22 protein-coding genes are annotated in these 21867 nt (G+C 61.3%); 7 read left to right on the top strand and 15 right to left on the bottom strand.

The genetic code is table 11. The annotated features are described in order from the left end of the window. Positions 1 to 150 precede the first annotated feature (150 nt). Positions 151 to 900, bottom strand: coding sequence for an IS21-like element helper ATPase IstB (gene istB, locus J2X35_RS00160; RefSeq protein ID WP_310180135.1), 750 nt, complete (start codon positions 898 to 900; stop codon positions 151 to 153). Beyond that, positions 890 to 2419, bottom strand: a complete 1530-nt coding sequence (istA, locus tag J2X35_RS00155; protein ID WP_310180134.1) for an IS21 family transposase — start codon at positions 2417 to 2419, stop codon at positions 890 to 892. Before istA ends, istB begins: the two co-directional genes overlap by 11 nt. A gap of 66 nt (positions 2420 to 2485) precedes the next feature. Between istA and J2X35_RS00150 the strand changes: the two genes are divergently transcribed. Continuing rightward, positions 2486 to 2716: a hypothetical protein gene (locus J2X35_RS00150; protein ID WP_310180132.1), complete on the top strand. Its 231-nt coding sequence runs from the start codon at positions 2486 to 2488 to the stop codon at positions 2714 to 2716. Positions 2717 to 2821: 105 nt separating this feature from the next. Here the strand turns inward: J2X35_RS00150 and J2X35_RS00145 are convergent, their stop codons facing one another. From J2X35_RS00145 to J2X35_RS00130, 4 genes are all read right to left on the bottom strand, one after another. Beyond that, positions 2822 to 3553, bottom strand: coding sequence for an amino acid ABC transporter ATP-binding protein (locus J2X35_RS00145; RefSeq protein ID WP_278557370.1), 732 nt, complete (start codon positions 3551 to 3553; stop codon positions 2822 to 2824). A gap of 67 nt (positions 3554 to 3620) precedes the next feature. Beyond that, positions 3621 to 4313 carry an ABC transporter permease subunit gene (locus tag J2X35_RS00140; protein ID WP_310180130.1) on the bottom strand — a complete coding sequence of 231 codons (693 nt, stop codon included), beginning with the start codon at positions 4311 to 4313 and terminating at the stop codon, positions 3621 to 3623. A gap of 2 nt (positions 4314 to 4315) precedes the next feature. Beyond that, positions 4316 to 5047 carry an amino acid ABC transporter permease gene (locus tag J2X35_RS00135; RefSeq protein WP_310180128.1) on the bottom strand — a complete coding sequence of 244 codons (732 nt, stop codon included), beginning with the start codon at positions 5045 to 5047 and terminating at the stop codon, positions 4316 to 4318. A gap of 56 nt (positions 5048 to 5103) precedes the next feature. Next, a complete protein-coding gene (locus tag J2X35_RS00130) occupies positions 5104 to 6015 on the bottom strand; it encodes an amino acid ABC transporter substrate-binding protein (protein ID WP_278557314.1) in 912 nt (303 codons plus the stop codon). Between the two features lie 293 nt (positions 6016 to 6308). Between J2X35_RS00130 and J2X35_RS00125 the strand changes: the two genes are divergently transcribed. Beyond that, a complete protein-coding gene (locus J2X35_RS00125; RefSeq protein ID WP_310180126.1) occupies positions 6309 to 7220 on the top strand; it encodes a LysR substrate-binding domain-containing protein in 912 nt (303 codons plus the stop codon). Positions 7221 to 7279: 59 nt separating this feature from the next. Here the strand turns inward: J2X35_RS00125 and bhcD are convergent, their stop codons facing one another. The 6 genes from bhcD to J2X35_RS00095 all read right to left on the bottom strand — a co-directional run bounded on the left by bhcD (position 7280) and on the right by J2X35_RS00095 (position 12635). Next, positions 7280 to 8245, bottom strand: coding sequence for an iminosuccinate reductase BhcD (gene bhcD / locus J2X35_RS00120; protein ID WP_278557317.1), 966 nt, complete (start codon positions 8243 to 8245; stop codon positions 7280 to 7282). A 58-nt stretch (positions 8246 to 8303) separates the two neighbouring features. Further along, entirely contained in the window at positions 8304 to 9467 is a 1164-nt protein-coding gene (gene bhcC, locus J2X35_RS00115) for a 3-hydroxy-D-aspartate aldolase BhcC (RefSeq protein ID WP_278557320.1), read from the bottom strand. 10 nt (positions 9468 to 9477) lie between these two features. Then, on the bottom strand, positions 9478 to 10425 hold the full coding sequence (gene bhcB / locus J2X35_RS00110; protein ID WP_310180121.1) for a beta-hydroxyaspartate dehydratase BhcB: 948 nt from the start codon (positions 10423 to 10425) through the stop codon (positions 9478 to 9480). Between the two features lie 15 nt (positions 10426 to 10440). Beyond that, positions 10441 to 10848, bottom strand: coding sequence for a RidA family protein (locus tag J2X35_RS00105; RefSeq protein ID WP_278557325.1), 408 nt, complete (start codon positions 10846 to 10848; stop codon positions 10441 to 10443). 44 nt (positions 10849 to 10892) lie between these two features. Beyond that, positions 10893 to 12212, bottom strand: coding sequence for an FAD-binding oxidoreductase (locus tag J2X35_RS00100; RefSeq protein WP_278557329.1), 1320 nt, complete (start codon positions 12210 to 12212; stop codon positions 10893 to 10895). Positions 12213 to 12287: 75 nt separating this feature from the next. Then, positions 12288 to 12635 (bottom strand): RidA family protein, encoded by a 348-nt coding sequence (locus J2X35_RS00095; RefSeq protein ID WP_278557332.1) that lies wholly within the window; start codon positions 12633 to 12635, stop codon positions 12288 to 12290. Positions 12636 to 13108: 473 nt separating this feature from the next. On the opposite strand from J2X35_RS00095, the gene J2X35_RS00090 reads away from it, so the two are divergent. The 4 genes from J2X35_RS00090 to J2X35_RS00075 all read left to right on the top strand — a co-directional run bounded on the left by J2X35_RS00090 (position 13109) and on the right by J2X35_RS00075 (position 17023). Continuing rightward, the gene (locus J2X35_RS00090; RefSeq protein WP_310183655.1) at positions 13109 to 14560 is read left to right on the top strand and encodes an ISKra4 family transposase; all 1452 of its coding nucleotides are present in this window, start codon (positions 13109 to 13111) and stop codon (positions 14558 to 14560) included. 310 nt (positions 14561 to 14870) lie between these two features. Beyond that, a complete protein-coding gene (locus J2X35_RS00085; protein ID WP_310180113.1) occupies positions 14871 to 15341 on the top strand; it encodes an Hsp20 family protein in 471 nt (156 codons plus the stop codon). A 92-nt stretch (positions 15342 to 15433) separates the two neighbouring features. Next, a complete protein-coding gene (locus J2X35_RS00080; protein ID WP_310180110.1) occupies positions 15434 to 15940 on the top strand; it encodes an Hsp20/alpha crystallin family protein in 507 nt (168 codons plus the stop codon). Positions 15941 to 16165: 225 nt separating this feature from the next. Continuing rightward, positions 16166 to 17023, top strand: a complete 858-nt coding sequence (locus tag J2X35_RS00075) for a transglutaminase family protein (protein ID WP_310180108.1) — start codon at positions 16166 to 16168, stop codon at positions 17021 to 17023. On the opposite strand, the gene J2X35_RS00070 is transcribed toward J2X35_RS00075, so the two are convergent. Continuing rightward, positions 17007 to 18341, bottom strand: coding sequence for a glucoamylase family protein (locus J2X35_RS00070; protein WP_310180107.1), 1335 nt, complete (start codon positions 18339 to 18341; stop codon positions 17007 to 17009). The genes J2X35_RS00075 and J2X35_RS00070 overlap by 17 nt on opposite strands. 410 nt (positions 18342 to 18751) lie before the next feature. Between J2X35_RS00070 and J2X35_RS00065 the strand changes: the two genes are divergently transcribed. Continuing rightward, positions 18752 to 19915 (top strand): DUF2235 domain-containing protein, encoded by a 1164-nt coding sequence (locus J2X35_RS00065; RefSeq protein WP_310180105.1) that lies wholly within the window; start codon positions 18752 to 18754, stop codon positions 19913 to 19915. Between the two features lie 153 nt (positions 19916 to 20068). On the opposite strand, the gene J2X35_RS00060 is transcribed toward J2X35_RS00065, so the two are convergent. After that, complete coding sequence (locus tag J2X35_RS00060; protein WP_310180103.1) at positions 20069 to 20968, bottom strand: nucleotidyl transferase AbiEii/AbiGii toxin family protein; 900 nt, start codon at positions 20966 to 20968, stop codon at positions 20069 to 20071. Then, positions 20965 to 21792 carry a type IV toxin-antitoxin system AbiEi family antitoxin gene (locus J2X35_RS00055; RefSeq protein WP_310180101.1) on the bottom strand — a complete coding sequence of 276 codons (828 nt, stop codon included), beginning with the start codon at positions 21790 to 21792 and terminating at the stop codon, positions 20965 to 20967. The genes J2X35_RS00060 and J2X35_RS00055 overlap by 4 nt, the downstream gene beginning before the upstream one ends. Between the last annotated feature and the right edge of the window lie 75 nt (positions 21793 to 21867).

Genomic DNA, 21867 nt, shown 5'->3' with positions numbered 1-21867 from the left:
TGTCAATGACCGTGGAATCGGGACCCCGTATTTTCGCGCAAAAGGAACCCCGGTTTTGGGTTGATGGAGGGCACGACGGTGAGCGCCCGATCAGGCGAAGCTGGTCGGGGTTGCACAGCCTGATCGGGCGCGGCTCGTTTGCTTTCGGCTTTAGCTTTGAGAGCGGCTCTTGAAGCGCCAGGATTCGTTTCCGGTCTCGACGATCTCGCAGTGATGGGTAAGTCGATCGAGCAGCGCCGTGGTCATCTTGGCGTCGCCGAAGACGGTGGGCCATTCGCCGAACGCCAGGTTGGTGGTGATGATGACGCTGGTCCGCTCGTAGAGCTTCGAGACGAGATGGAAGAGCAACTGCCCGCCGGCCTGGGCGAAGGGCAGATATCCGAGTTCGTCCAGGATGACGAGATCGGAATGAGCGAGCCGGTTGGCGATCTGACCAGCCTTGCCCTGGGCTTTCTCCTGCTCGAGCGTGTTGACGAGCTCGACGGTGGAGAAGAAGCGCACGCGCTTGCGATGATGCTCAACCGCCTGCACGCCAAGGGCCGTGGCGATGTGGGTCTTGCCAGTGCCCGGGCCGCCGACAAGCACGACATTGTTGGCATCGTCCATGAACTCGCATCGATGGAGCTGTCGCACGAGGGCCTCGTTGATCTCGCTGCTGGCAAACTCGAAGCCGGCCAGGTCGCGATAGACCGGGAAGCGGGCTGCCTTGAGTTGATAGGCCACGGACCTGACCTCCCGTTCCGCCATCTCGGCCTTCAGGAGTTGCGACAAGATGGGGATGGCGGCCTCGAAGGCGGGAGAAGCCTGTTCGGTGAGCTCGGCGACGGCCTGCGCCATGCCGTGCATTTTGAGGCTCCGGAGCATGACGACGATAGCGCCGCTGGCGGGATCATGACGCATGACGCACCTCCCGAACCTGGCGCAGAGCATCATAGCGCTCGACGTTGGCCTGTGGCTCCTTGGCCAGGCTCAGCGCCTGCGGCGCATCCACGATCGGCGTCCCGGTCGGCTTGCCGTCAACCAGCCGGTGCAGGAGATTGAGGATATGAACCTTGGTTGGCACCCCAGCCTGCAGCGCCATCTCCACGGCCGTCAGCACGACCTGCTCGTCATGCTGCAGGACGAGCGACAGGATCTCGACCATCTCGCGGTCGCCGCCAGGCTTCCTGAGCAGATGCTGCTGTAGCTGTTTGAAGGCATCGGGCAGTTCGGTGAAGGGCGCGCCGTTGCGCAGAGCGCCGGGCTTGCGCTGGATGACCGCCAGATAGTGACGCCAGTCGTAGACGGTTCGACCGGGGCCGTCATGCGACCGCTCGATGATGCGGCGGTGCTCGCACACGATCTGCCCCTCCGCGGCAACCACGATCCGTTCCGGATAGACCCTGAGGCTGACTGGCCGATTGGCGAAGGACGCCGGCACGCTGTAGCGGTTGCGCTCCAGATGGACGAGGCAGGTCGGAGAGACCCGCTTGGTGTATTCGACGAAGCCGTCGAAGAGGCGTGGCATCGGCATCAAGAACCGCGCTTCCTCGGCCCGGATGTCTTCGATCGTTCCCGGCCTGAGGCCATGGGGAATCTGTTGCCACAGCTCCCGGCACCGCCGCTCCATCCAGTCGTTCAAGGCCTCCAGCGATGGAAAGCGCGGCATTGGCTGCCATAGCCGGTGGCGCGCATCCTGGACGTTCTTCTCGACCTGTCCCTTCTCCCAGCCCGAGGCCGGATTGCAGAACTCGGTCTCGAACAGATAATGGCTGGCCATGGCCGAGAAGCGTGCATTGACCTGCCGCTCCTTGCCGCGGCCGATCCTGTCGACCGCCGTGCGCATGTTGTCATAGATCCCGCGCCGGGGAACGCCGCCCAAAACCCGGAAGGCGTGGTTGTGGGCGTCGAACAGCATCTCGTGCGTCTGCAGCGGATAGGCCCGCACGATGAAGGCACGGCTGTAGCTGAGCTTGAAGTGCGCCACCTGAAGTTTGGTGCGCTCGCCGCCGAGAACCGCCCAGTCCTCTGACCAGTCGAACTGGAACGCCTCGCCGGGCTCGAACGCCAGCGGCACGAAGGTGCCTCGCCCGCTCGTTTGCATCTGACGTTGGCGCTCTTCCTTCCAGGCCCGCGCAAAGGCGGCGACACGACCATATGAGCCCTCATAACCGAGGCTCATCAGGTCCGCATGCAACTGCTTGATCGTGCGCTTCTGCTTGCGCGGCCTGTTCGCTTCCGTCCTCAGCCAGGCCGACAGCCGCTCGGCATAGGCATCAAGCTTGCTCGGCCGCTCCGGCACCTGGAAGCGGGGCTCCACCTCGTCGGATCGCAGGTATTTGCGGATCGTGTTCCGCGACAGTCCCGTGCGCCGTGCAATCTCCCGGATCGAATGTCCATCCCGCAGATGCCAGCGTCGGATAACGCTCAGTAACGCCATGTCTATCACTCCAATGTCCCCTGCGATCAACCAGCAGGGGTGGGTTCAAACATGGGTCACTTCTCAATGGAAAAACCGCCCAATCCCGGGTCAGTTCTCGGCGGAAATCAACAATCTCCGATCACCTACTTTGGTCATGATACTGTTGATGGCGATGATGATGAGCGAAAGCGATCGCAGTTGTTCGAGACGCTAGCTACCAGCCCTTGCATTGGTGTTGCGTCAATGTTCGTGGCGGCCGACAAAATGGAAACCGCTCCGATGATCGTTCCCAACGCTTTGCTGAGAACGGGCTAGCTTATGTTGTGCCGCAATGTTCGCGTAAATAGAGATACCATCGCCCATAGCTATAGGTAAGTTCATTTGTCGGAACTTACCCCGATGCAGACAAAGATAGTTCACTTAATGTGAAAGTATCTTCGAAAGGAACAACTGCGCCCGCTCGCTGCGAGGCTTTCCGAAGAAATCGTCCTTCGTCGCGTCCTCGACGATCTCACCCTGATCCATGAAGATCACGCGGTCAGCGACCTTCCTTGCGAAACCCATTTCGTGGGTGACCACCATCATGGTCATTCCCTCTTGTGCGAGCTCGACCATGACGTCGAGCACCTCGTTGATCATCTCGGGGTCGAGAGCGGAGGTCGGTTCATCGAACAGCATGCAGATCGGATCCATGACCAGGGCTCGCGCGATCGCAACGCGCTGCTGCTGTCCTCCGGAAAGCTGGCCGGGGAACTTTTCCGCATGCGCCTTCAGCCCAACACGGTCGAGAAGCTTCATGGCCTTCGCCATCGCTTCGTCGCGACGCCGGCCGAGCACTTTCGTCTGGCCGAGACAGAGATTCTCCGAGATGCGGAGGTGCGGGAAAAGCTCGAAATGCTGGAAGACCATGCCGACGCGCGAGCGCAGCTTCGTCAGGTTCGTCTTCTTGTCGGTGACGTGAACCCCGTCGAGAACGATCGTGCCTTCCTGAACCGGCTCCAGCGCGTTGACGCATTTGATGAGCGTGGATTTTCCGGAGCCGGAGGGTCCGCAAATGACGACGACTTCGCCCTTCCGGACGCTGGTCGTGCAATCGGTAAGGACCTGAAACGCCGGGCCGTACCATTTGTTGACGTGGCTGATCTCGATCATCGCTGCGCCTTCGGGCGACCGCGAAACAGCGGAGGATGCTTGGGACTGGGGCGTGACGGACATTTGATCACCGTATGATTGCTGTGCGCGCTTCGAGGCGCTTGACCAGGAAAGAGGCGGCGAAAGAGATGATGAAGTAGACGATCGCTGCGAAGACATACATTTCGACAAGGCGACCGTCGCGCTGGGCGATTTTCGATGCCGCGCCGAGGAAGTCGGTCAAAGAGATGACGTAGACGAGCGAGGTGTCCTGAAACAGGACGATCGTCTGCGTCAGCACGACGGGCAGCATGTTGCGAAAAGCCTGCGGCAGGATCACGTAGGCCATCACCTGCGGATAGTTCAACCCGATGGCGTATCCGGCGGCGGTCTGGCCGCGTGCGATCGACTGGATCCCCGCACGCATGATTTCGGAGAAATACGCCGCTTCGAAAAGGGTGACCGTTATGAGGGCGGAGGCAAAGGCGCCGACCGCGACGGGCTGGCTCGATCCGATGGCCCACGCACCGATGTAGGGAACGAGGAAATAGAACCAGAAGATGACCAGCACGAGCGGGAGGGACCGCATCAGGTTGACGTAGCCGCTGGCCACTGCCGACAGGACTTTGAGAGAGCTGAGACGCATCAGCGCGAGCAGTGTGCCGAGCACGAGCCCGCCGATCGTCGCGAGAGCGGTCAGCAGCAGGGTGAAGCGCATCCCCTCGTAGAAGAGATAGGGAAGCGAACGGATGATGACGCCGAAATCGAAGCTGTAAAACATCTCTATCGCCCCGCAGTGTAGCCGGGAACCGCGACCCGATGTTCAAGGAAGTGCATCGCGACCGTGACCAGGGTGTTGACGAGAAGGTAGAGGAGCGTCGCCACCGTGAAGGCCTCGAATACCTGAAAGGTGAACTCCTGCATCGCGCGGGTCCGGGCGGTGAGTTCCATCAGGCCGATCGTCAGGGCGACAGAGGTGTTCTTGATGGTGTTCAGGAACTCGGACGTCAGCGGCGGCAGGATGATCCGGAACGCCATCGGCAAGAGGACGTATCGGTAGGTCTGCGCCGTCGTAAGGCCGATTGCGGCGCCGGCGAGCTTTTGACCGCGCGGCAGCGAGCCGATACCGGCACGGAGCTGTTCGGCCACGCGCGCCGACATATAGAAGCCGAGCCCCACAACTGTCGTCCAGAACGGCGCGCTTGGAAGACCCTTCAGCCAGTTGCCCAGATCCTGCGGCAGCAGAGCAGGCAGCACGAAATACCAGAGGAAGAGCTGCACAAGGAAGGGAATGTTGCGGAACAATTCGACATAGGCGCTGCCGATCCGCTGCGATGTCTTCGAGGGGAGCGTCCGCATAACACCGACGAGCAAACCCAGGGCCAGGGCGAGAATCCATGCGCCCAGCGCCGTGACGACCGTGACTTGCAGGCCGAGCAGCAGCATGTCGAGATAGGTTCCCGACCCGTCCAGCGATTGCTGGAAGAGAATTCCCCAATTCCAGTTGTAGTTCATTCGGCCCTCCTGCGTTGCCGTGCCGATGGCGGGCCGAGCCCGCCATCGGCTTTTTCTCACTGTGCGTAGGAGGCGGCGTCAGCGGAATCGGTCGGATGCTCGAAAGCACGCTTCAGCGCCGGAGAAAGCGGCACATTGAGGTTTGTGCCGTGCGGCGGGATCGGCTGATCGAACCACTTGTCGTAGAGCGCAAGCATTTCCGGGCTCTTGTAGAGCGCGGCCGTCGCCTCATCGACAAGCGCCTTGAATTGCGGATCGTCCTTGCGGATGATCATCGCATATGGCTGAGGATCGGAGAGCGCGTCCTTCGAGATGACGTAAGCCGATGGGTCCTTGGCCTCCGCGACAAACGAGGCCAACAGGATATCGTCCATCGCAAAGGCTTTGGCCCGGCCCGTTTCGACCATCAGGAACGCCTCGGCGTGGTCGTTGGCAGCGATGACATTCATCCCGAGATTCTTCGCCTTGTTGATCTCGTAAAGCTGCTGAATGTTGGCGGTCCCCGACGTCGACACAACAGACTGCCCCTTCAGATCGTCAATCGAGTTGATATGCTCGGATTTCTTGGAGACGAGCCTGTTCGCGGTCAGGAAGTAGGTGTTGCCGAACGAAACCTGCTTCTGGCGTTCGAGCGTATTGAATGCCGAGCCACATGCGAGATCGACGGTCCCGTTGGCGACCAGCGGTATTCGGGTCGCCGAGGTCACCGGATTGAACTTGACCTGAAGCTTGTCGAGTTTGAGCTGGCTCTTGATCGCATCGACGACCTTCAGGCAAATGTCGACGGCGTAGCCAACGGGCTCCTGCTTGTCATTCAGATAGGAAAACGGCACCGACGATTCGCGATAGCCAATCGTGACGGTCCCGGTGTCCTTGATTTTCTTCAAGGTTCCGGTGAGTTCGTCAGCCGACGCGACACTGCACAAGGCCGTCACGACCGCGGCGACAACACAAAGTCTCTTCAACATGGTTGATCTCCTCCATTTGCATCAAAGCAAACTGATTGCTGATATCTAGTCGGGTTGCGGCCTGTGCGGCGGACGCTGGGCGTCCAATCGGCGCGCTACCCTTACTGCTGCTCCCAGACGGGAAGAGACCACGCTTGTTCCGGCCAGTTCGGATCGCGATTTCCCCACGACCCAAACCGGCCGATGCACTCCGCCTCTTTCCGAGAGTATAATAAACGCGCTAGGCTATGCGTCGTCAAATGCATTATAGCGGCGTGTCTATGCCGTAATATTATAGCAAAAGGGGGCGAAATATGTTGAAACATCGTCAGGTCGAGGCGTTTCGTGCGGTCATCATCAGCGGCTCGATGTCGACCGCGGCGGATATATTGGGGATCACGCAGCCTGCGGTAAGCCGGCTGATAAGGGACCTCGAATACGAAACCCGCCTCGACCTGTTCGAGCGCTCCGGCGGCCGCCTCGTTGCGACAGGCGATGCGATGGCGCTGTACCGCGAAGTCGATCGATCGTTTGTCGGCCTTGAGCGGATCGCGGGCCTGGCGCGTGATCTACGCGAAAGGCGCGGTGGTTCGCTGCGCGTCGCGGCGCTGCCGGGACTGGCGAACGGTTTCCTGCCGGCCTTTGCGGCGGGCTTCCTCGCCCAGAGACCGTCCCTGAACCTGTCGCTGCATGGCATGAATTCGCACTATGTCCTTGAATGGATCGCCACCGGCCATTGCGATCTCGGCATCATCGAGAACACGCAACTGACGAACGTCACGATCGAAGAGCTGCCGTCCAGCGATATGGTCGCCGTGCTCCCCCTCGGCCACCGGCTTGCGGAGCGCGAGCGAATTGTTCCGGAAGACTTCGACAACGAGGATTTCATCTCCCTCATTCAGCCCTCCGTCATGCACGTCATGGTCGACGCCATCATGCGCGAGCGCGGCATCATCAGGCGCATCAAGGCCGAGACGCCGCTGTCGATGATCGTGTGCGGCATGGTGTCGGCCGGTTTCGGCGTCTCGATCGTCGATCCCTTCACGGCAGATCGATATTCTTCCTCCCTTTTGGTTCGGCCGATCGATCCGCCGATCTCGATCAACTGGACGATCGTCCTGCCCACGCACATCAGGGCGTCTTCGATCACCAATGAATTCATTGCCGAGTTCAGGAACAGCTTTCGCGATTTCCTGACAGAAAGGTCGGCCGCGAAATCGGCCTAGAGACGCATGGCCGTGAGCCATTTCGACGGCTTCGATCAGAGAGCCGTCCGGCCAGCCGATCAGGAATCCACTTCCTGCGCGAGGCCCTGGGCCCTGGCGGCCTCCACCGCGACGGATGCGACCGCAAGATCCTGCAAGGCGACGCCGGTGCCGTCGAACAAGGTGATCTCCTGCGGTGAAGTTCGTCCCTGCGCCAGGCCGGCGACGACAGCGCCGAGCGGCGTGATGGCGTCCGCGTCGATGAGCCCCTGCGCGACAGCGTGCTGCGCCTCGCCGATGGTCACGGCCTGCTCCACTTCGTCGGCAAAGACGCGGGCGCGGGCGAGAAGTGCTGCCTCCACCTCCTGCTTGCCCCTGGTGTCGGTGCCCATGCAGGCGAGATGCGTTCCGGGTCGGACGTGCCCGGAAAGCAGGGTTGGCGCGAAGCTCGAAGTGACGGTGATGATGACGTCGGCCTGCGCGCCGAGTTCCGGCAGGTCGACCGCCTCGAAGGGCAGGCCGAGTTCGGCCGCCGTATCCGCCAGCCGTGGCAGCATTTCCGGATGCAGGTTCCAGCCGACCACCTTGTCGAACTTGCGGACATGCACGGCGGCGCGCATCTGGTAGGCCGACTGGTGGCCAGCCCCCACCATGCCGAGCACCCGCGCGTCGGGCCGCGCCAGATGCTTGATCGACACCGCCGAGGCGGCGGCGGTGCGCAGCGCGGTCAGGAGGTTGCCGCCGACCGCCGCCTTGATGCGGCCGGTGTCGGGATCGAACAGCAGGATGGTGGATTGATGATTGGTCAGGCCTTTCGCCATGTTGCCGGGCCAGTAGCCGCCGGCCTTGAGGCCGAGCACGAGGCCTGCCCTGTCGAAGCCGGACTTGAAGCCGTAAAGCGCGTCGGCATGGCCGATCGCCTCGCGGATGACCGGGAAATTGCGCGCCTCGCCGCGCGCCATGGCGGCGAACACGTTCTCTATGGCCTCGAAGACGACGGCCTCGCTCATGAGGCCGGCGATCAGGCGTTCCGGTACGACGATCATGGATTGACACCTCCAGGCATGATGCCGCAACGCGCTGATGCGCCGCCCCCAAACTGCCTCAATAGGCCTTGCCGCGCGCCGAGACCGGCCACACCGTCTCGACCTTGCCGTTGCGCACGCCGACATACCAGTCGTGGACGTTGCAGGTCGGGTCGCAATGGCCGGGCACCAGGCGCAGCTTCTCGTTGACCTTCAGCACGCCGTTCGGGTCGTCGATCACGCCGTGCTCGTCGCTGCACTTGATGTATTTCACGTCGTCGCGGCCATAGATGAAGGGCAGACCGCTATCGACCGACTGCGCCTTCAGGCCGGCGTCGCAGATGGCGCGGTCGGGCTTGGCGTGGCTCATGACGCTGGTCAGGATGAACAGCGCGTTCTCCCATTCGCCCTTGTCGATGCGCTTGCCGTCCTTGTCGAGAATCCGACCGTAATCGGCGTCCATGAAGGCATAGGAGCCGCATTGCAGCTCGTTGTAGACGCCCGAGCCGGTCTCGAAATAATAGGAGCCGGTGCCGCCGCCGGAGACGAGTTCCGGCTTCAGCCCGACCGCTTCCAATCCGGCCACCGCGTCCTTGACCATGGCGATCGCCGCATCGAGCTTTTCCTTGCGCGCCTCGAAGCTGTCGATGTGCTGCATCGCGCCCTGATAGGCCTGGATGCCGGTGAACTTGAGGCCGGGCGCCGCGTCGGCGGCCTGGGCGATCTTCACGACGGCGTCTGTGGTCGTCACGCCGCAGCGGCCGGCGCCGCAGTCGATCTCGACAAAGATTTCGAGTTGCGTGCCGTGCTTTTGCGCGGCCGCCGACAGGTCGGCGATGTTGGCGAGGTCGTCGACGCAGACGATGATGCGCGAGCCGAGCTTGGGCAGGCGGGCCAGCCGGTCGATCTTGGCCGGATCACGCACCTGGTTCGACACCAGCACGTCCTTGATGCCGCCGCGCACGAAGACTTCCGCCTCGCTGACCTTCTGGCAGCACACGCCGACCGAGCCGCCGAGCCTTTCCTGCAATTTCTGCACGTCGACCGACTTGTGCATCTTGCCGTGGCTGCGATGGCGCATGCCGTGCGCCTTGGCGTAGTCGCCCATCTTCCTGACGTTGCGCTCCAGCGTGTCGAGGTCGAGGATCAGGCAAGGCGTCTGGATCTGCGATTCATCCATGCCGGGGACCGCCGGCACGTCGAAACCGACATCGAGCTGGTCGAGTTGGGTTGCTGCGTTCATGTTCTTCTCCTCAATTCCACGGTAGCTTTTCGAGGTCGACGTTTCCGCCGGTGACGATCACGCCGACGCGCTTGCCGGCGAACAGGTCGGGATTCTTCAGGATGGTCGCCAGCGGCACGGCGCTCGATGGCTCCATCACGATCTTCATGCGTTTCCAGATCAGCTTCATCGCGTCGACGATCTCGCCTTCGGAGGCGGTCAGAATGTCGGTGACGTGGTTGCGGACGAAATGCCAGGTCAGTTCCTTGAGCGGCACCTTCAGCCCGTCGGCGACCGTTTCCGGCGCGTCGTCGGCGATGATGTGACCGGCCTTGAAGCTGCGACAGGCGTCGTCGGCCTGCTCCGGCTCGGCGGCGTAGATCTTGACGCCGGGCGCGAGGTTGGAGAGCGTCAGGCAGGTTCCCGACACCATGCCGCCGCCGCCGATCGGCGCGACCACGGCATCGAGGTTTTCGACCTGCCCGATCAATTCCTTCGAGCAGGTCCCCTGCCCGGCGATGACACGCGGATCGTTATAGGGATGGACGAATTCGGCGCCGCTTTCGGCCACGACTTGCGCGAACACCGCCTCGCGCGACGAGGTTGAAGGCTCGCACTCCACGACACGTCCGCCATAGCCCTTCACGGCGTCCTTCTTGGCCTGCGGGGCGGTACGCGGCATGACGACGGTACAGGGAATGCCGCGCCGGCCGGCCGCATAGGACAGGCAGGTTCCGTGATTTCCGGAGGAATGCGTCGCGACGCCCTTGCCCGCCTGTTCGTCACTCAGGCCGAACACCGCGTTCGACGCGCCGCGCGCCTTGAACGCGCCGGCCTTCTGGAAATTTTCGCACTTGAAGAACAGTTCGGCGCCGGCAAGGCCGTTGATGAAGCTGGAGGTCAAGACCGGCGTGCGATGGATGTAGGGCTGGATGCGGGCTTCCGCGGCAACGACGTCCGAAAATTCAGGGATCTGCATTGAGGCGTGCGCTCCTTACGCTGTCCGGTCCCGGGCCGAAGCGGCCGGATCGAGAGCAACGGCATCGAGTTCGATGAGGTATCCGTGATGAAGCGCCGGCACGGGAACGACCGACCTTGCGGGACGCGCGTCACCGAACGCGGCGGCGTAGGCCGCATTGAAGCTGCCCCAATGCTCGGCGCCGACGATATAGGCGGTGACTTTCACGACATGCGCAGGCGTCGCGCCGGCCGCCTCAAGCACAGCCAACAGATTGCGCAGGACAGTGCGGGCCTGTTCATCGAACGGCTCGTTCGATTGACCCTCGGCCTTGACCGGAAGCTGACCGGAAACATGAATGAGGCCAGCGGCCCGGACTGCCTGGCTGTAGTGCCCGAGCGGCTTCGGGGCATTGTCTGTCAAAACGGGTTCTATTGACGTCATATTCTGTCTCACATGGCGATTGCGTGCAGACTGGGCGCGGCCGGTCAGGCGGCGTTCTGGCGCAGGGGCGGTTTCGCCGATCCCGTATCGTCGGATTTGCCAGTACCGAAACGTGTTGGCGCGAACGGCGTGATGTCGATCGACGTCTTGTCGCCGGCGATCAGTTCGGAAACGAGCGTCGCCGTCATCGGCGCACCGGTCATGCCGAGATGGCCGTGACCGAACGCATAGATGACGTCGGGCGTGCGGTGTGCGCGGCCGATCACCGGCAGGGAGTCCGGAACGCTCGGCCGGAACCCCATCCATTTGGAATATCGGTCTTCGGACGTCGCCGGGGCCAGGCCGGGAAGAAGGTTCCTGGCATGGGTATAGAGGACATGAGCACGCTTCCAGTTCGGCTCGGCCTCGAGCCCGGCGAACTCGACAGTGCCGCCGACGCGCAGCCCCATTTCCATCGGCGTTGCGATGAACTTTCCGCTTGCATCCGTGGTCGGGATGCGCGGCGTGACTTCCGGGTCCCTGATGACGATATGATAGCCGCGTTCGGTATCGAGCGGGATGTTGTCGCCCAGCGATGCGGCAAGAGATTTCGAGTAAGCGCCGGCCGCGACCACGGCCGCGTCGAAGGCAAGAACGCCGTTCGTCGTCGTGATGCCTTTCAGTACACGCCCTTCGATCTCGAAGCCGATGACGCGCGCCGACACGAATTCGCCGCCGTTGGCGATAACCCGTCGAAACAGATGCGTCACCAGCCCTTGCGGATTGATGGTGTGGCCGTTTTCCTCGACGAGAACGCCTTTGGTGAATGCGGGCGACAGGTTCGGATCGAAATCGTGAAGCGCGGCGTCGTCCAGAACGCGTGTCTTCACGCCGTTGATGCGCCGAAGCTCCCAGCCGCCGCGGTCCTTGGCGAAATCCGACTCCGTGCGATAGACGCTGAGATGACCTTCATGCCGGACCAGATGGCCGGCGCCGGCTTCTTCCGCCAGCGAGGTGATCAGAGGTACCGTCGTCTTGAGAAGGCTGCGCAGCGCCCTCGCCTGCTCCTTCACCCTGTTCGGCCGCCCGGCCAGCAGGAACCGGATCAGCCAGGGCGTGATCGTCGGCAGATAGCTGAACCGGATCGACAAAGGCCCCATGGGATCGAGCAGCCATTTGGGCACGCTTGTCATCATTCCGGGCATCGACATGGGGACGATGGAAGATCCGTTGAAGCATCCGGCATTGCCGAACGACGCCCCCTCGCCCGGAGGATTCGGGTCGATGATGGCGACCTTGAATCCCCGGCGCTGGAGCATCAAGGCGGTGCACACCCCGACGATGCCCGCGCCGACGACCCCGATTGATTTGCGGTCCTTATCCATAAGATTCTCCTGCGGAGCCGGACGCGTTCCCTTGCCCGGCCGCTCCTCGCGGCAAATTCGAAAAGAAGGCCCGCCTTAGCGGGCCGCAGTCACCACGACTTCAATCAATACGTCCTGCCCCAGGTCGGAAACGCCGATCGTCGCGCGGGTGGGCAGGTCCCGCGCTTCGAGCCACGACGTCCAGACTTCGTTCATTTCCTGTTTCCGGCTCATGTCGGTGATGAACAGCGTGGCCGAAAGAACCTTGTTCCTGTCGCTGCCGGCGTCCGCCAGAAGCTTGTCGAGCTTGGCGCAGACCTGCGTTGTCTGACCCCGCATCGAAACCCCTTTGGGATCGTCGGCGATGACGCCGCCGAGATAGACCACGCCGTTGTGCTCGACGATCCGATGCATGATCGGGGTTTTTTCCCGGCGGGTGATCATGAAATTCATTCCTCGTGTTCGCAGGCACAGGGCCGGATCTTCGAAGCCTGCTCAACTTGCGTATGGAAGCTTCAACGATCGTCGCCAGCGCGGAGATGCGGCCGGTCTGAAATGCCGGCACAAATTCATCACCTCACGCAGCTATAATATTTTCAACATATGGCAGGTAGTCAAATGCCAATTCTGGGCATTGCGATAACCGTTTATTATAGAGTCTTCAGGAATGCGACGAACAGAATAAGCGGACGCTTCTCGGCGAGGACGCCGCGCGAACCGCACGGAGCCGTCATTCGGCGCGTGTGATTTTTCATGGAATGAGGACCCCAGTTGAGGGGTAATTTTCGTCCAAACGGGACCCCTTAACGTGGGGTCATCAAAGGAGACCGGTAACTTCTCTGGGGTAATCGCGGCCACGATTTGTTAGCTTGGACTGAGCCATCAACGTCCCCTTGTTCAAGGAGACGACGATGGCGATGGAATGGACGATCTCGATCGAGGGTAAAAACGAGTTCGGCGACATTTGTCGTCGAGAAGTCCGGGTCGACAAAAGCGAGGAACGCCTGCGCGATGGAAACCTTGGCCTTTCGATCGGTGATGGCAAGAAGATCATGGCCGCCTTGCAGAACGCGGTCGTGACCCAGGAGGCTGAGACCTATGCCCTCTTTCGACGGGTCTGCCCGGATTGCCACACCTTTCGGCCAGTCAAGGACTATACGACGCGCCGCATTCGAACGGTCTTCGGCACTGTGGAAGTTCGCAATCCGCGCTGGATGCTGTGCCGGGATTGCCACCCAGGGATGGTCGACGCGTTCGCGCCGCTAAAGGAAATTTGTCCGGATCGGGCAACTCCGGAGTTGATGGAACTGACGGCGCGACTGGGGAGCACGATGCCGTATCGGCAGGCTGCCAGCCTGCTCGCCGAGTTTCTACCCATTGAGCCGACTGAGACGCATGCAACCGTACGCAAGCGGACAATTAGAGTTGGCGAGCGGCTCGACGATCAGATCGCAGAGGAAGCCTGGCGCGCGAGATTGCAGATGGACGAACGGCGTCAGCTCGAAATGCAGCTTCCTGGCGATCGGCGGAAAGAGTTCGTCATCAGCATCGATACGGCTCATGTTCGCAGCGCCGATCCAAACTCAGCTCGAAATTTCGAGATTGTCGTTGCCCGATGCGGCCGCGGCGGGCGGGGAGATGCGGGCGGTCGCTACTTCACGACCAGCAACACCGACCAACCCGCGATACGAGATCGAACCCTTCATGCTCTCCGACGAGAGGGGTATTGCGGCTTTGGCGATGTGACGGTGATTTCCGACGGCGCCGAAATCCTCAAGCGGCTACCCCGCGCGATGCCGAAGCCGACCACGCACATCATCGACTGGTTCCACATCGCCATGAAGATCCAACCCATGCAGCAGATCGCGGACCACATGGTTCGATCCCGCTCGGATCTTGCCGGCATCCTCCCAACCATCGACAGGGACATCAGAGCGGTGAAGTGGCGTCTGTGGCACGGACGCTTGGATCGAGCGATCCGCGACCTCCAAGACATTGTTACGCGATTGCTTCCGTTGCGAGGGGCTGGAGATCTGTCGGCCGCGCGTCTCCATAGCCTCGGTTCGCAGCTCCTAACCTACATCCGCTCGAATCGCAGTGCCATCACCAATTATGGAGCCCGCTATCGGTCAGGCCTTCGCGTCGCCACGACCCTTGCCGAGTCGGCGGTCAATTCACTGGTTGCCAAGCGCATGGTGAAGAAGCAGCAGATGCGGTGGTCTCAGCATGGCGCCCACATGCTCATGCAGGTACGAACCGCCGAAATGAACGGTGAGCTTCGTGATCGGCTGCGTGCAGGATTTCGAGAACCAGAGCCTCAGGTGCCTTCGCTGTTTAAGCCCAAGCCGCCTCTTCTCCGAGCCGCATAACCCCAGAGAAGTTACCGGTCTCACAGTTTCTGAACGGAAGCCCGGTCGCAAATATCTCCGCGATTGCGGTCTCGTTGACAGGCCCGAGAACGGGTCGTCCGCCTAAAGCATCGCAGTGGCCACGCTGCCTCCGAGCGATGTTTCGCCCTGACAGTTTCCCGTTCGCTTTCAGCATCTCTTCGGGGTCTTGACGCAACAAAAAACAGTTCCCAAATCCCATGTGCCGGTCGCCAGACGGGGCCGGTACAGTCAGGGAACGCCGGCTTCTTGGCGCTCCTCATGTCTATGTTGCTCATTGGAGGATATAGCTATGAGAACCGCATTCGACTTCTCCCCGCTCTACCGGTCGAGCATCGGCTTTGACCGGGTTTTCAACCTGCTCGAAAACGCGAGCCGGCTTCAGGCCGTCGATAACTGGCCGCCCTACGACATCGCTCGCACCGGTGAGAAATCCTATCGCATCACCATCGCGGTAGCGGGCTTCGCCGAGGGCGACCTCGACATCACGCTGGAGCCGAACCTTCTGGTCGTCACCGGCGAGCGGAAGGAAGAGGGAGGCGCCGAGTACCTGCACCGCGGGCTTGCGGCGCTGCGTTTCGCCCGCCGCTTCGAACTTGCCGATCATGTGAGGGTCGGCAGGGCTTCGCTGTCAAACGGCCTTTTGATCATCGACCTGGTGCGTGAGGTGCCTGAGGAGATGAAGCCCCGGCGCATCGCCATAGCAGCCGGCGATGCAGCGCCGACGGTCGCGCAGGTCGAGGCGAACAAGCAGGCCGCGTAAGGCGCTCACCAGAGACGCGACGATTCCCGGCGCCGGCAGCATTGCCGGCGCCCAGGGTCGTTCTGCACATTGCAAGCACAAGGAGAAGACAGATGACCATTCGTGATCTCATCCCGTGGGGACGGGATTCCAACCAGACACCGGCCGTTTATCGCGAGAACGACCGGGATCCCTTCATGGCACTGCATCGCGAGATGAACCGGTTGTTCGACGACGTCTTCCGCGGCTTCGATACGCGGCTGCCGTCGTTCGGGGGCTTTGCCTCGCGTGGCGCCAATTGGCCAAGCGTCGAGATTTCCGACACTGAGAAGGAAATCCGCCTCACGGCAGAGGTGCCCGGCTTGGAGGAGAAGGACATCGAGGTCCTGCTCGATGACGGTGTGCTGACGCTCAAGGGTGAGAAGCGTTCGGAGACTGAGGACGAGGACCGCCAGTTCTCCGAGCGAGTTTACGGCCGGTTCGAGCGCCGCATCCCGCTCGGATACGAGGTCGAGCAGGACAAGGTTGATGCACATTTCCGCAATGGCGTGCTGACGGTGATCTTGCCCAAGACCGCCAAGGCACAATCGCAGGCCAAGCGGATCGCAATCAAGGGCTGACGATAACAATCCAGGAGGCGGGAGGCGACCAGGACGGCCGCCTCCCACATGCTTTTGACACCGCGCTGTGAGCGGCAAGCGGCGTCTTGCCGATCTTTTTGTGCAGCGCAGCAACAATCATGTTAGGACTGCGTTGTCGTGTCACGCCGAGAGCAAACCTCGGAGCAATTCGCATGGAGTTCTATCGAGGATGACGGCGCTGCAGAAAGCTTTTCGGCGGGGCGCATGAAGCTGGCGATTAACCACAGGACGACCTACCGCTACGCGCGCCCTGTCGTGCTCCAGCCCCATCGCATGATGCTCCGTCCTCGCAGCAGCCGTGACGTCGTCGTACTGGCAAGTTCGCTTGTCTGCTCTCCTGATGCGCAACTCGACTGGACCCAGGACGTTTTCGGCAATCTGATCGCCACCGGCACGTTCGCGGAGGCGACCTCCGAACTGGTCATCACCAGCAATCTGACCGTCGAACAATTGGCCGAGGCGTGGCCAGTATTCCGGATCGCGCCCGAGGCGCATTCCTTCCCGTTTCAATATTCCCGCGATGACCTGGCCGATCTCGGCGCGTTGAATATCCCAGAGCATGACGATCCCGAAGGAAGACTGGACGCATGGGCACACGCCTTCGTCCGCGGCGCGTCGACCGACACGCTATCGCTGCTGAAGGATCTCAATGCGGGCGTCCTCAGCTCCGTGGCGTATCGCGTCCGCGACGAGGAAGGAACGCAGACGCCGCTGGAAACGCTGGCGCTGGCAAGCGGCTCCTGCCGCGATATCGCCGCCCTGTTCATCGAGGCGGTACGCCATCTCGGCTTCGGCGCCCGCGCCGTCTCGGGTTATCTGTTCGATGCTGAAGCCCGCATCGACGATCCCGGTTCGACACATGCCTGGGCGGAGGTCTATCTTCCCGGCGCCGGATGGATTGCCTTCGACCCGACGCATCGCCGGCTGGGTGGAGCCAGCCTGGTCCCGGTCGCGGTCGCCCGCAGCAACCGTCAGATCATGCCGATCGTCGGTGGCTATGTCGGCGCACCAGAGGACTTCGTTGCCATGGAGGTTGAGGTCAGCGTCACATCGGAAGCATAGCCATTGCGTCTCGGCCTTGCGACAGATGCGGGCTGGTAAAACCCAGCTTGCGCAGACCGGCTTGAACTTCCGGCGCATTCATGAAGAGGTCCCAGAGCAGGCCGGTCCGGAGATTCTCGATCATGATGACGATGGGGCCTTGGTTGATCGCGAGGTAGGTCCGCGCATACCAGTCCCGGCTCTCGCAGAAGGCATCGACGAAGCCGAACCGGCCCCAGATGCGGTGTCTGGGCTTTGTCTTGAAATACCGCAGCGCCCGCATTGCTTCGTCCGGTGCGTAGGGAAAGCTTGAAAGCGCAGCGCTCGGGGTGATCACGCCGGTATCCTTGCCCGGCGCATGGGCGACATAGCCTTTGGGGCCGTGGCTGGACGTCAGCCCCCAGCAATCCCGCCCGTATCCAACATAGCCGTGCGGATTGGCAATGCAGTGCTCGTAATTGATACGGGTGTGGCGAACATTCTGCTTCCAATAATCTGCATGGCGATCCATCAGGCCGCGCGGGTCGAGGCCGCAGAAGGAATAGTGCGCGATGAACAGAGGGCCGCCACGATCCATGCCGAGCGGCAGTTCGATGCCATGGTAGCTCCGCCCGTTGCGGAAACCCGGCCCTGACGCGAACCCCTGGTGATAGACCTCGGGGTCGATCGCATGATCCGGCGAACCGGCGGCGAGCACATAGGCCAGCAGGCCCTCATTCCAACCGGTGATTTTCCGGTTCATCGCCCAGCCCTGCCTGGGGCTCCAGTGCCAGTAAAGATTGGCGCCGCCGTCGCGCCTGTACCAGTCCCATTCGGCTTCACGCCAAAGCCGGTCGATACGACGACAAAGATCCCGCTCCCGGGTCGCAGCGCGGTCAAAATACTGACGAGCGCAGAGAAGCCCCTGGAACAGGAACGCTGTTTCGACCACGTCGCCGCCATCGTCCTTTCGGCTGAAGGGAATGGTCTCCGCAGTGCGCCCGTTGATAAAATGCGGGAACATGCCGTGGTATCGCGAAGTCTTTTCCAAGCAAGACAGCATTGTGCCGAGCCGGGCGACCGCCTCGTCGCGGGAGACCCATCCACGCTCGACGGCGACCACGATCGCCATGATGCCGAACCCGGAACCACCAATAGCGACGAGATCGTTGTCAGGATCGCCGGTCGTCTTCTGGCGGTCGCGTGCAAGGCCGCTTTGCGGATGTGCTCCTTCCCAGAAGAAGCCGAACGTCTGCCTCTGGACCAGATCGAGAAGTTCGCCATCGGCTGCGGAGAACGACGGGGCAAAGGCATTTGTACATAGATTTCTGGGAGGAGCAGTGAGCTCATCCGGGCGCATGGCTCGCCGCCCAAGGGAAACGTCACGGAGATAACGGTTTTGCATCTAACGTGTTGCGCCTTGTAAACCACCGGTAACATCCAGACAGGTCGTCATTGCCGTCTCCTCCTTCCCCAAGCGGCGACTCAAGGTTGGGCGCTCGCAATCTAGGCGCTATTTCATCGAACGGAGGGTGACCCCGGTCCCGGTCCCATACTGCCAATTATGCGACTTTGGAAGAACGTATCGTGAACATTCTTTGCTCTAGAAAGTGAGATGAAAGGGGCTTTGACCTCGTTTTGCGAAAATTCACTCGGCTGGCTCGGACAACCGGCCAGGCTATCGCAATCAAGCTCCCAAAATCTGGGAACGCGCTTGGCCACCGAGTCATGCTAGCCTTATTGGACGATTCTACTTAGCGAGGCGCGCCGATGTCGACTGCAAGCGTGCGCTCCCCGAGGAAACGCATTGCGATCTTCCTTGATGGAACGTGGAATAATACCAAGAGCAACACGAACGTCTGGCGTCTTGCAGCTTTGTGTGCGGCGCATGGGCGTGATGGGGTCCCCCAGCTCACCCACTATAATATTGGGGTGAACGGACTTTGGGGCGGGATGTTCGGCAAGGGCGTCGCCGCCAATGTCGTTGACGCTTATGAGTGGCTCGTCGGCCAATACAATCCAGAAGACGAGATTTTCATTTTCGGTTTCAGTCGAGGGGCGTTTACTGCTCGAAGTTTGGCGGGATTTATCGCCAAATACGGACTCTTGAAACCGGGGGCACCGCTTGGGGTCGCTCAACTCTTCGAACGTTATCGCAGGGCTGACGATAAGACAATTTGGAAGCTTGCGGCGGAAGAATCGGCCGGCGGCCTAGAAAACCCCAGTCTCGAAGAGCGTTGGATGCTGCGGTACTCGATGCCCGTCACAGTGAAGATGGTAGGAGTGTGGGACACAGTCGGTGCACTCGGGGTCCCTTGGTTCAGCTTTGAGGGCGTCAGTAGGTCAAGTTTTGGTTGGCTGCACACCGGGCTGCGGGTGCCAATACAGCATGCCTTCCATGCGCTCGCAGTTGATGAGCACCGGCTCTCGTTCGCGCCTACGCCGTGGACTGTGCTTAGCACCACCCAAGCGGCGCCGCGCTCGCTCGGCAGTGTTGAGCAGAGGTGGTTTCCGGGAAACCACGGAAGCGTTGGGGGTGGATACAGTGGTGACCTCTTGGTTCAAGCGCCGCTCAAATGGTTGAAGTCCAAGGCAGAGCAACTTGGTCTGTCCTTCCGATACGACGTGGAAGTCGATCCCGATGCTCATCAGGCGCCCATCGCCGACTCGTATTCGGACTTCATGAACGGAGTTTACAAAGGCTTCAGCAAGCGCCACTTCCGCGATATCGCACCGCCGCCGTTCAAGGGCGAGCGCGGTACGCACACGCGGGTCAACGAGACTATCGACGTATCCGTGTTCGACAGGTGGCGTTCAAACGTCAGCTACCGACCGGTAAACGTGGCAGATTGGGCAAAGCGATACAAAGCCGACCCCGCCGCCCTTACAGCATCTGTAATAGCAAATGCGCCAAGCGACATAGTTCCAGACTAGTACCAACGGCCCCGCGATAGAGTTGACGCACCATGGAGGACGATCTTTGGGCAAGCGTTTGCGAGGACTGCGAGCCTGTGTGCACCTGCACTTTGTAATGTCTTTGCTAGCTTCAACATTACCTGCAGAGCGATTGATCGCATCCGGTTTTCGTCACTCCGCACGATGCGAGGGGCGGTGTTGAGCGGACGGACCAGTCAGACCAAACCTTTCCTTCATCTCATCGGTGCGAACCCACCTATCGCCGGCGATCCTTGCAATGAGACCCTCGAATACTCGCTCGAATGCCTCCTTGGTGGCGTCGTCCGACAAGGCCTCCGCCTTCGCCGGCGGCAGCAATGGCCGCATATCCGTCAGCAGTCGCGGATTTGCCAGCTTGGCGAACATCCGTTCCTCGGCCTGGGCGCGAGATATCGATTGGCCGCCAAACTGAAGATAACGGCCGAACATCTCGGTGACCCGATCAACATCAAGTCCATCGAACACATCCAGGGCATGGGAAAGATCGTAGAGATCACGTCCCTTGTCACGCTGGAGGAGAGCCCGCAGCTTGGTGGCGAGCAATTCCTCCCGAGAAAAGGTCGAAATCGCAGCCTCGCCAGAAAACCACGGATTGTCCACCCGAAACGGCATCGCTTGCGGCGGATCGTAGGCTTCGATTTCACGCGTGTTGATTTCGGCCTTTAGGCGAATGGGAATGCCGCTTCCGTCTTCCGCTTCCACACGGAAGCGAAATTTGGGAGCGACCGGGCTTTGATCGAATTGCCCACGTCCGAGCCACGGCTCGAGTACGACACGCAGCTGATCCAAGATCGGGCCGATGGGGCCTGCGGTCGTTCGCACGAGATCTATGTCTTCCGAGTAGCGCAGCGGTTCCGGGAAGTGCAGCTTGTTCAGCGCTGTGCCGCCGCGAAAACGCAGTTCAGCGGACAGGAGATCGTCATTGAAGATGTCGATGAGCGCGCGGCTGATGATGAGGTCCTGCTCGACCTGACGCTGATCGGCCCACGGAACGACGTTGCCCCAGGCGACAATGTTCTGAGCGGGAATCATTCATCGACCTCCGGCGTGCGGCGCACGACCACACGCCAACGATCGTCTTGTTCCTGCGGTGCCGGCGTGAAATCCGGATCACGCGTTTCATCGCGGTCGAGCTCTGTCCACGGCGTGGCGCCGCGCGCCGTCAGCGCAGCGTGCATCGGTTTGGCGCGATCCGCGTGGCCCAGTTGTTCCAGCAAATGGCCGAGACGCTGGACGACGGGCCGCTCGGCCGCGTCGGACAGCGCGGCGAGCTGAGACGGATCGATCTTTTCGGCAAGGTCCGTGAGCACTGTCGCGACGTTGTCGATCCCGCCCGCTGCCTGTGGGTAGCGCAGGAGGTCGAGCGCCGTGAGGGCGGGTGAGGATATTTTCATTCTGCCTGTATCCGTTTTGCGATCCTCGATACCCGACCCCACTGCTGCGATGTCTTTGCGGTAATAGAAGACGATCAGATTGCGGCCAGCCTTGATCTTCGGCATGCGTTTTGAGGTGACGATTTGGAATTCCATCACGGCCTGATGCGTGGCCCCGTGGAGTTCCGCCGCCTTCAGCAAGCCTACATAGTAGGGCTGCTGTTCGTGGCGCATCAGGGCATCGATGTACCAAGGGGGCGGCGGCGCACCCCAGGATGCGAACTGCTGGGGCACCGCGACATAGAACCCTTGCCGAGGCCTGATCAGCGCCTTACGGCGTTGAAGGCGCTCGGCGGCATCAAGGAATGCACCGCGTCCGACGCCAAGGGTCCGTTCTGCCTGCTCGCTTGCGAAGACCACTCGGCCTTCGGACAGCAGGCTGGCGATGTAGGCGGCCAGGGCGGATCGCTGATCGTGAACCATGCTTCACTATCCGCTCTTAATACGGATTCTTCAACATGATTAAATGACTTCGGCAAATCCTTTCAAATTTTCCGC

This window comes from Mesorhizobium sp. BE184 (genome assembly GCF_031457045.1).
Classification (GTDB): domain Bacteria; phylum Pseudomonadota; class Alphaproteobacteria; order Rhizobiales; family Rhizobiaceae; genus Mesorhizobium.
The sequence above is the reverse complement of the archived record's forward strand: the minus strand, read 5'-3'. Positions and strand labels throughout refer to the sequence as shown.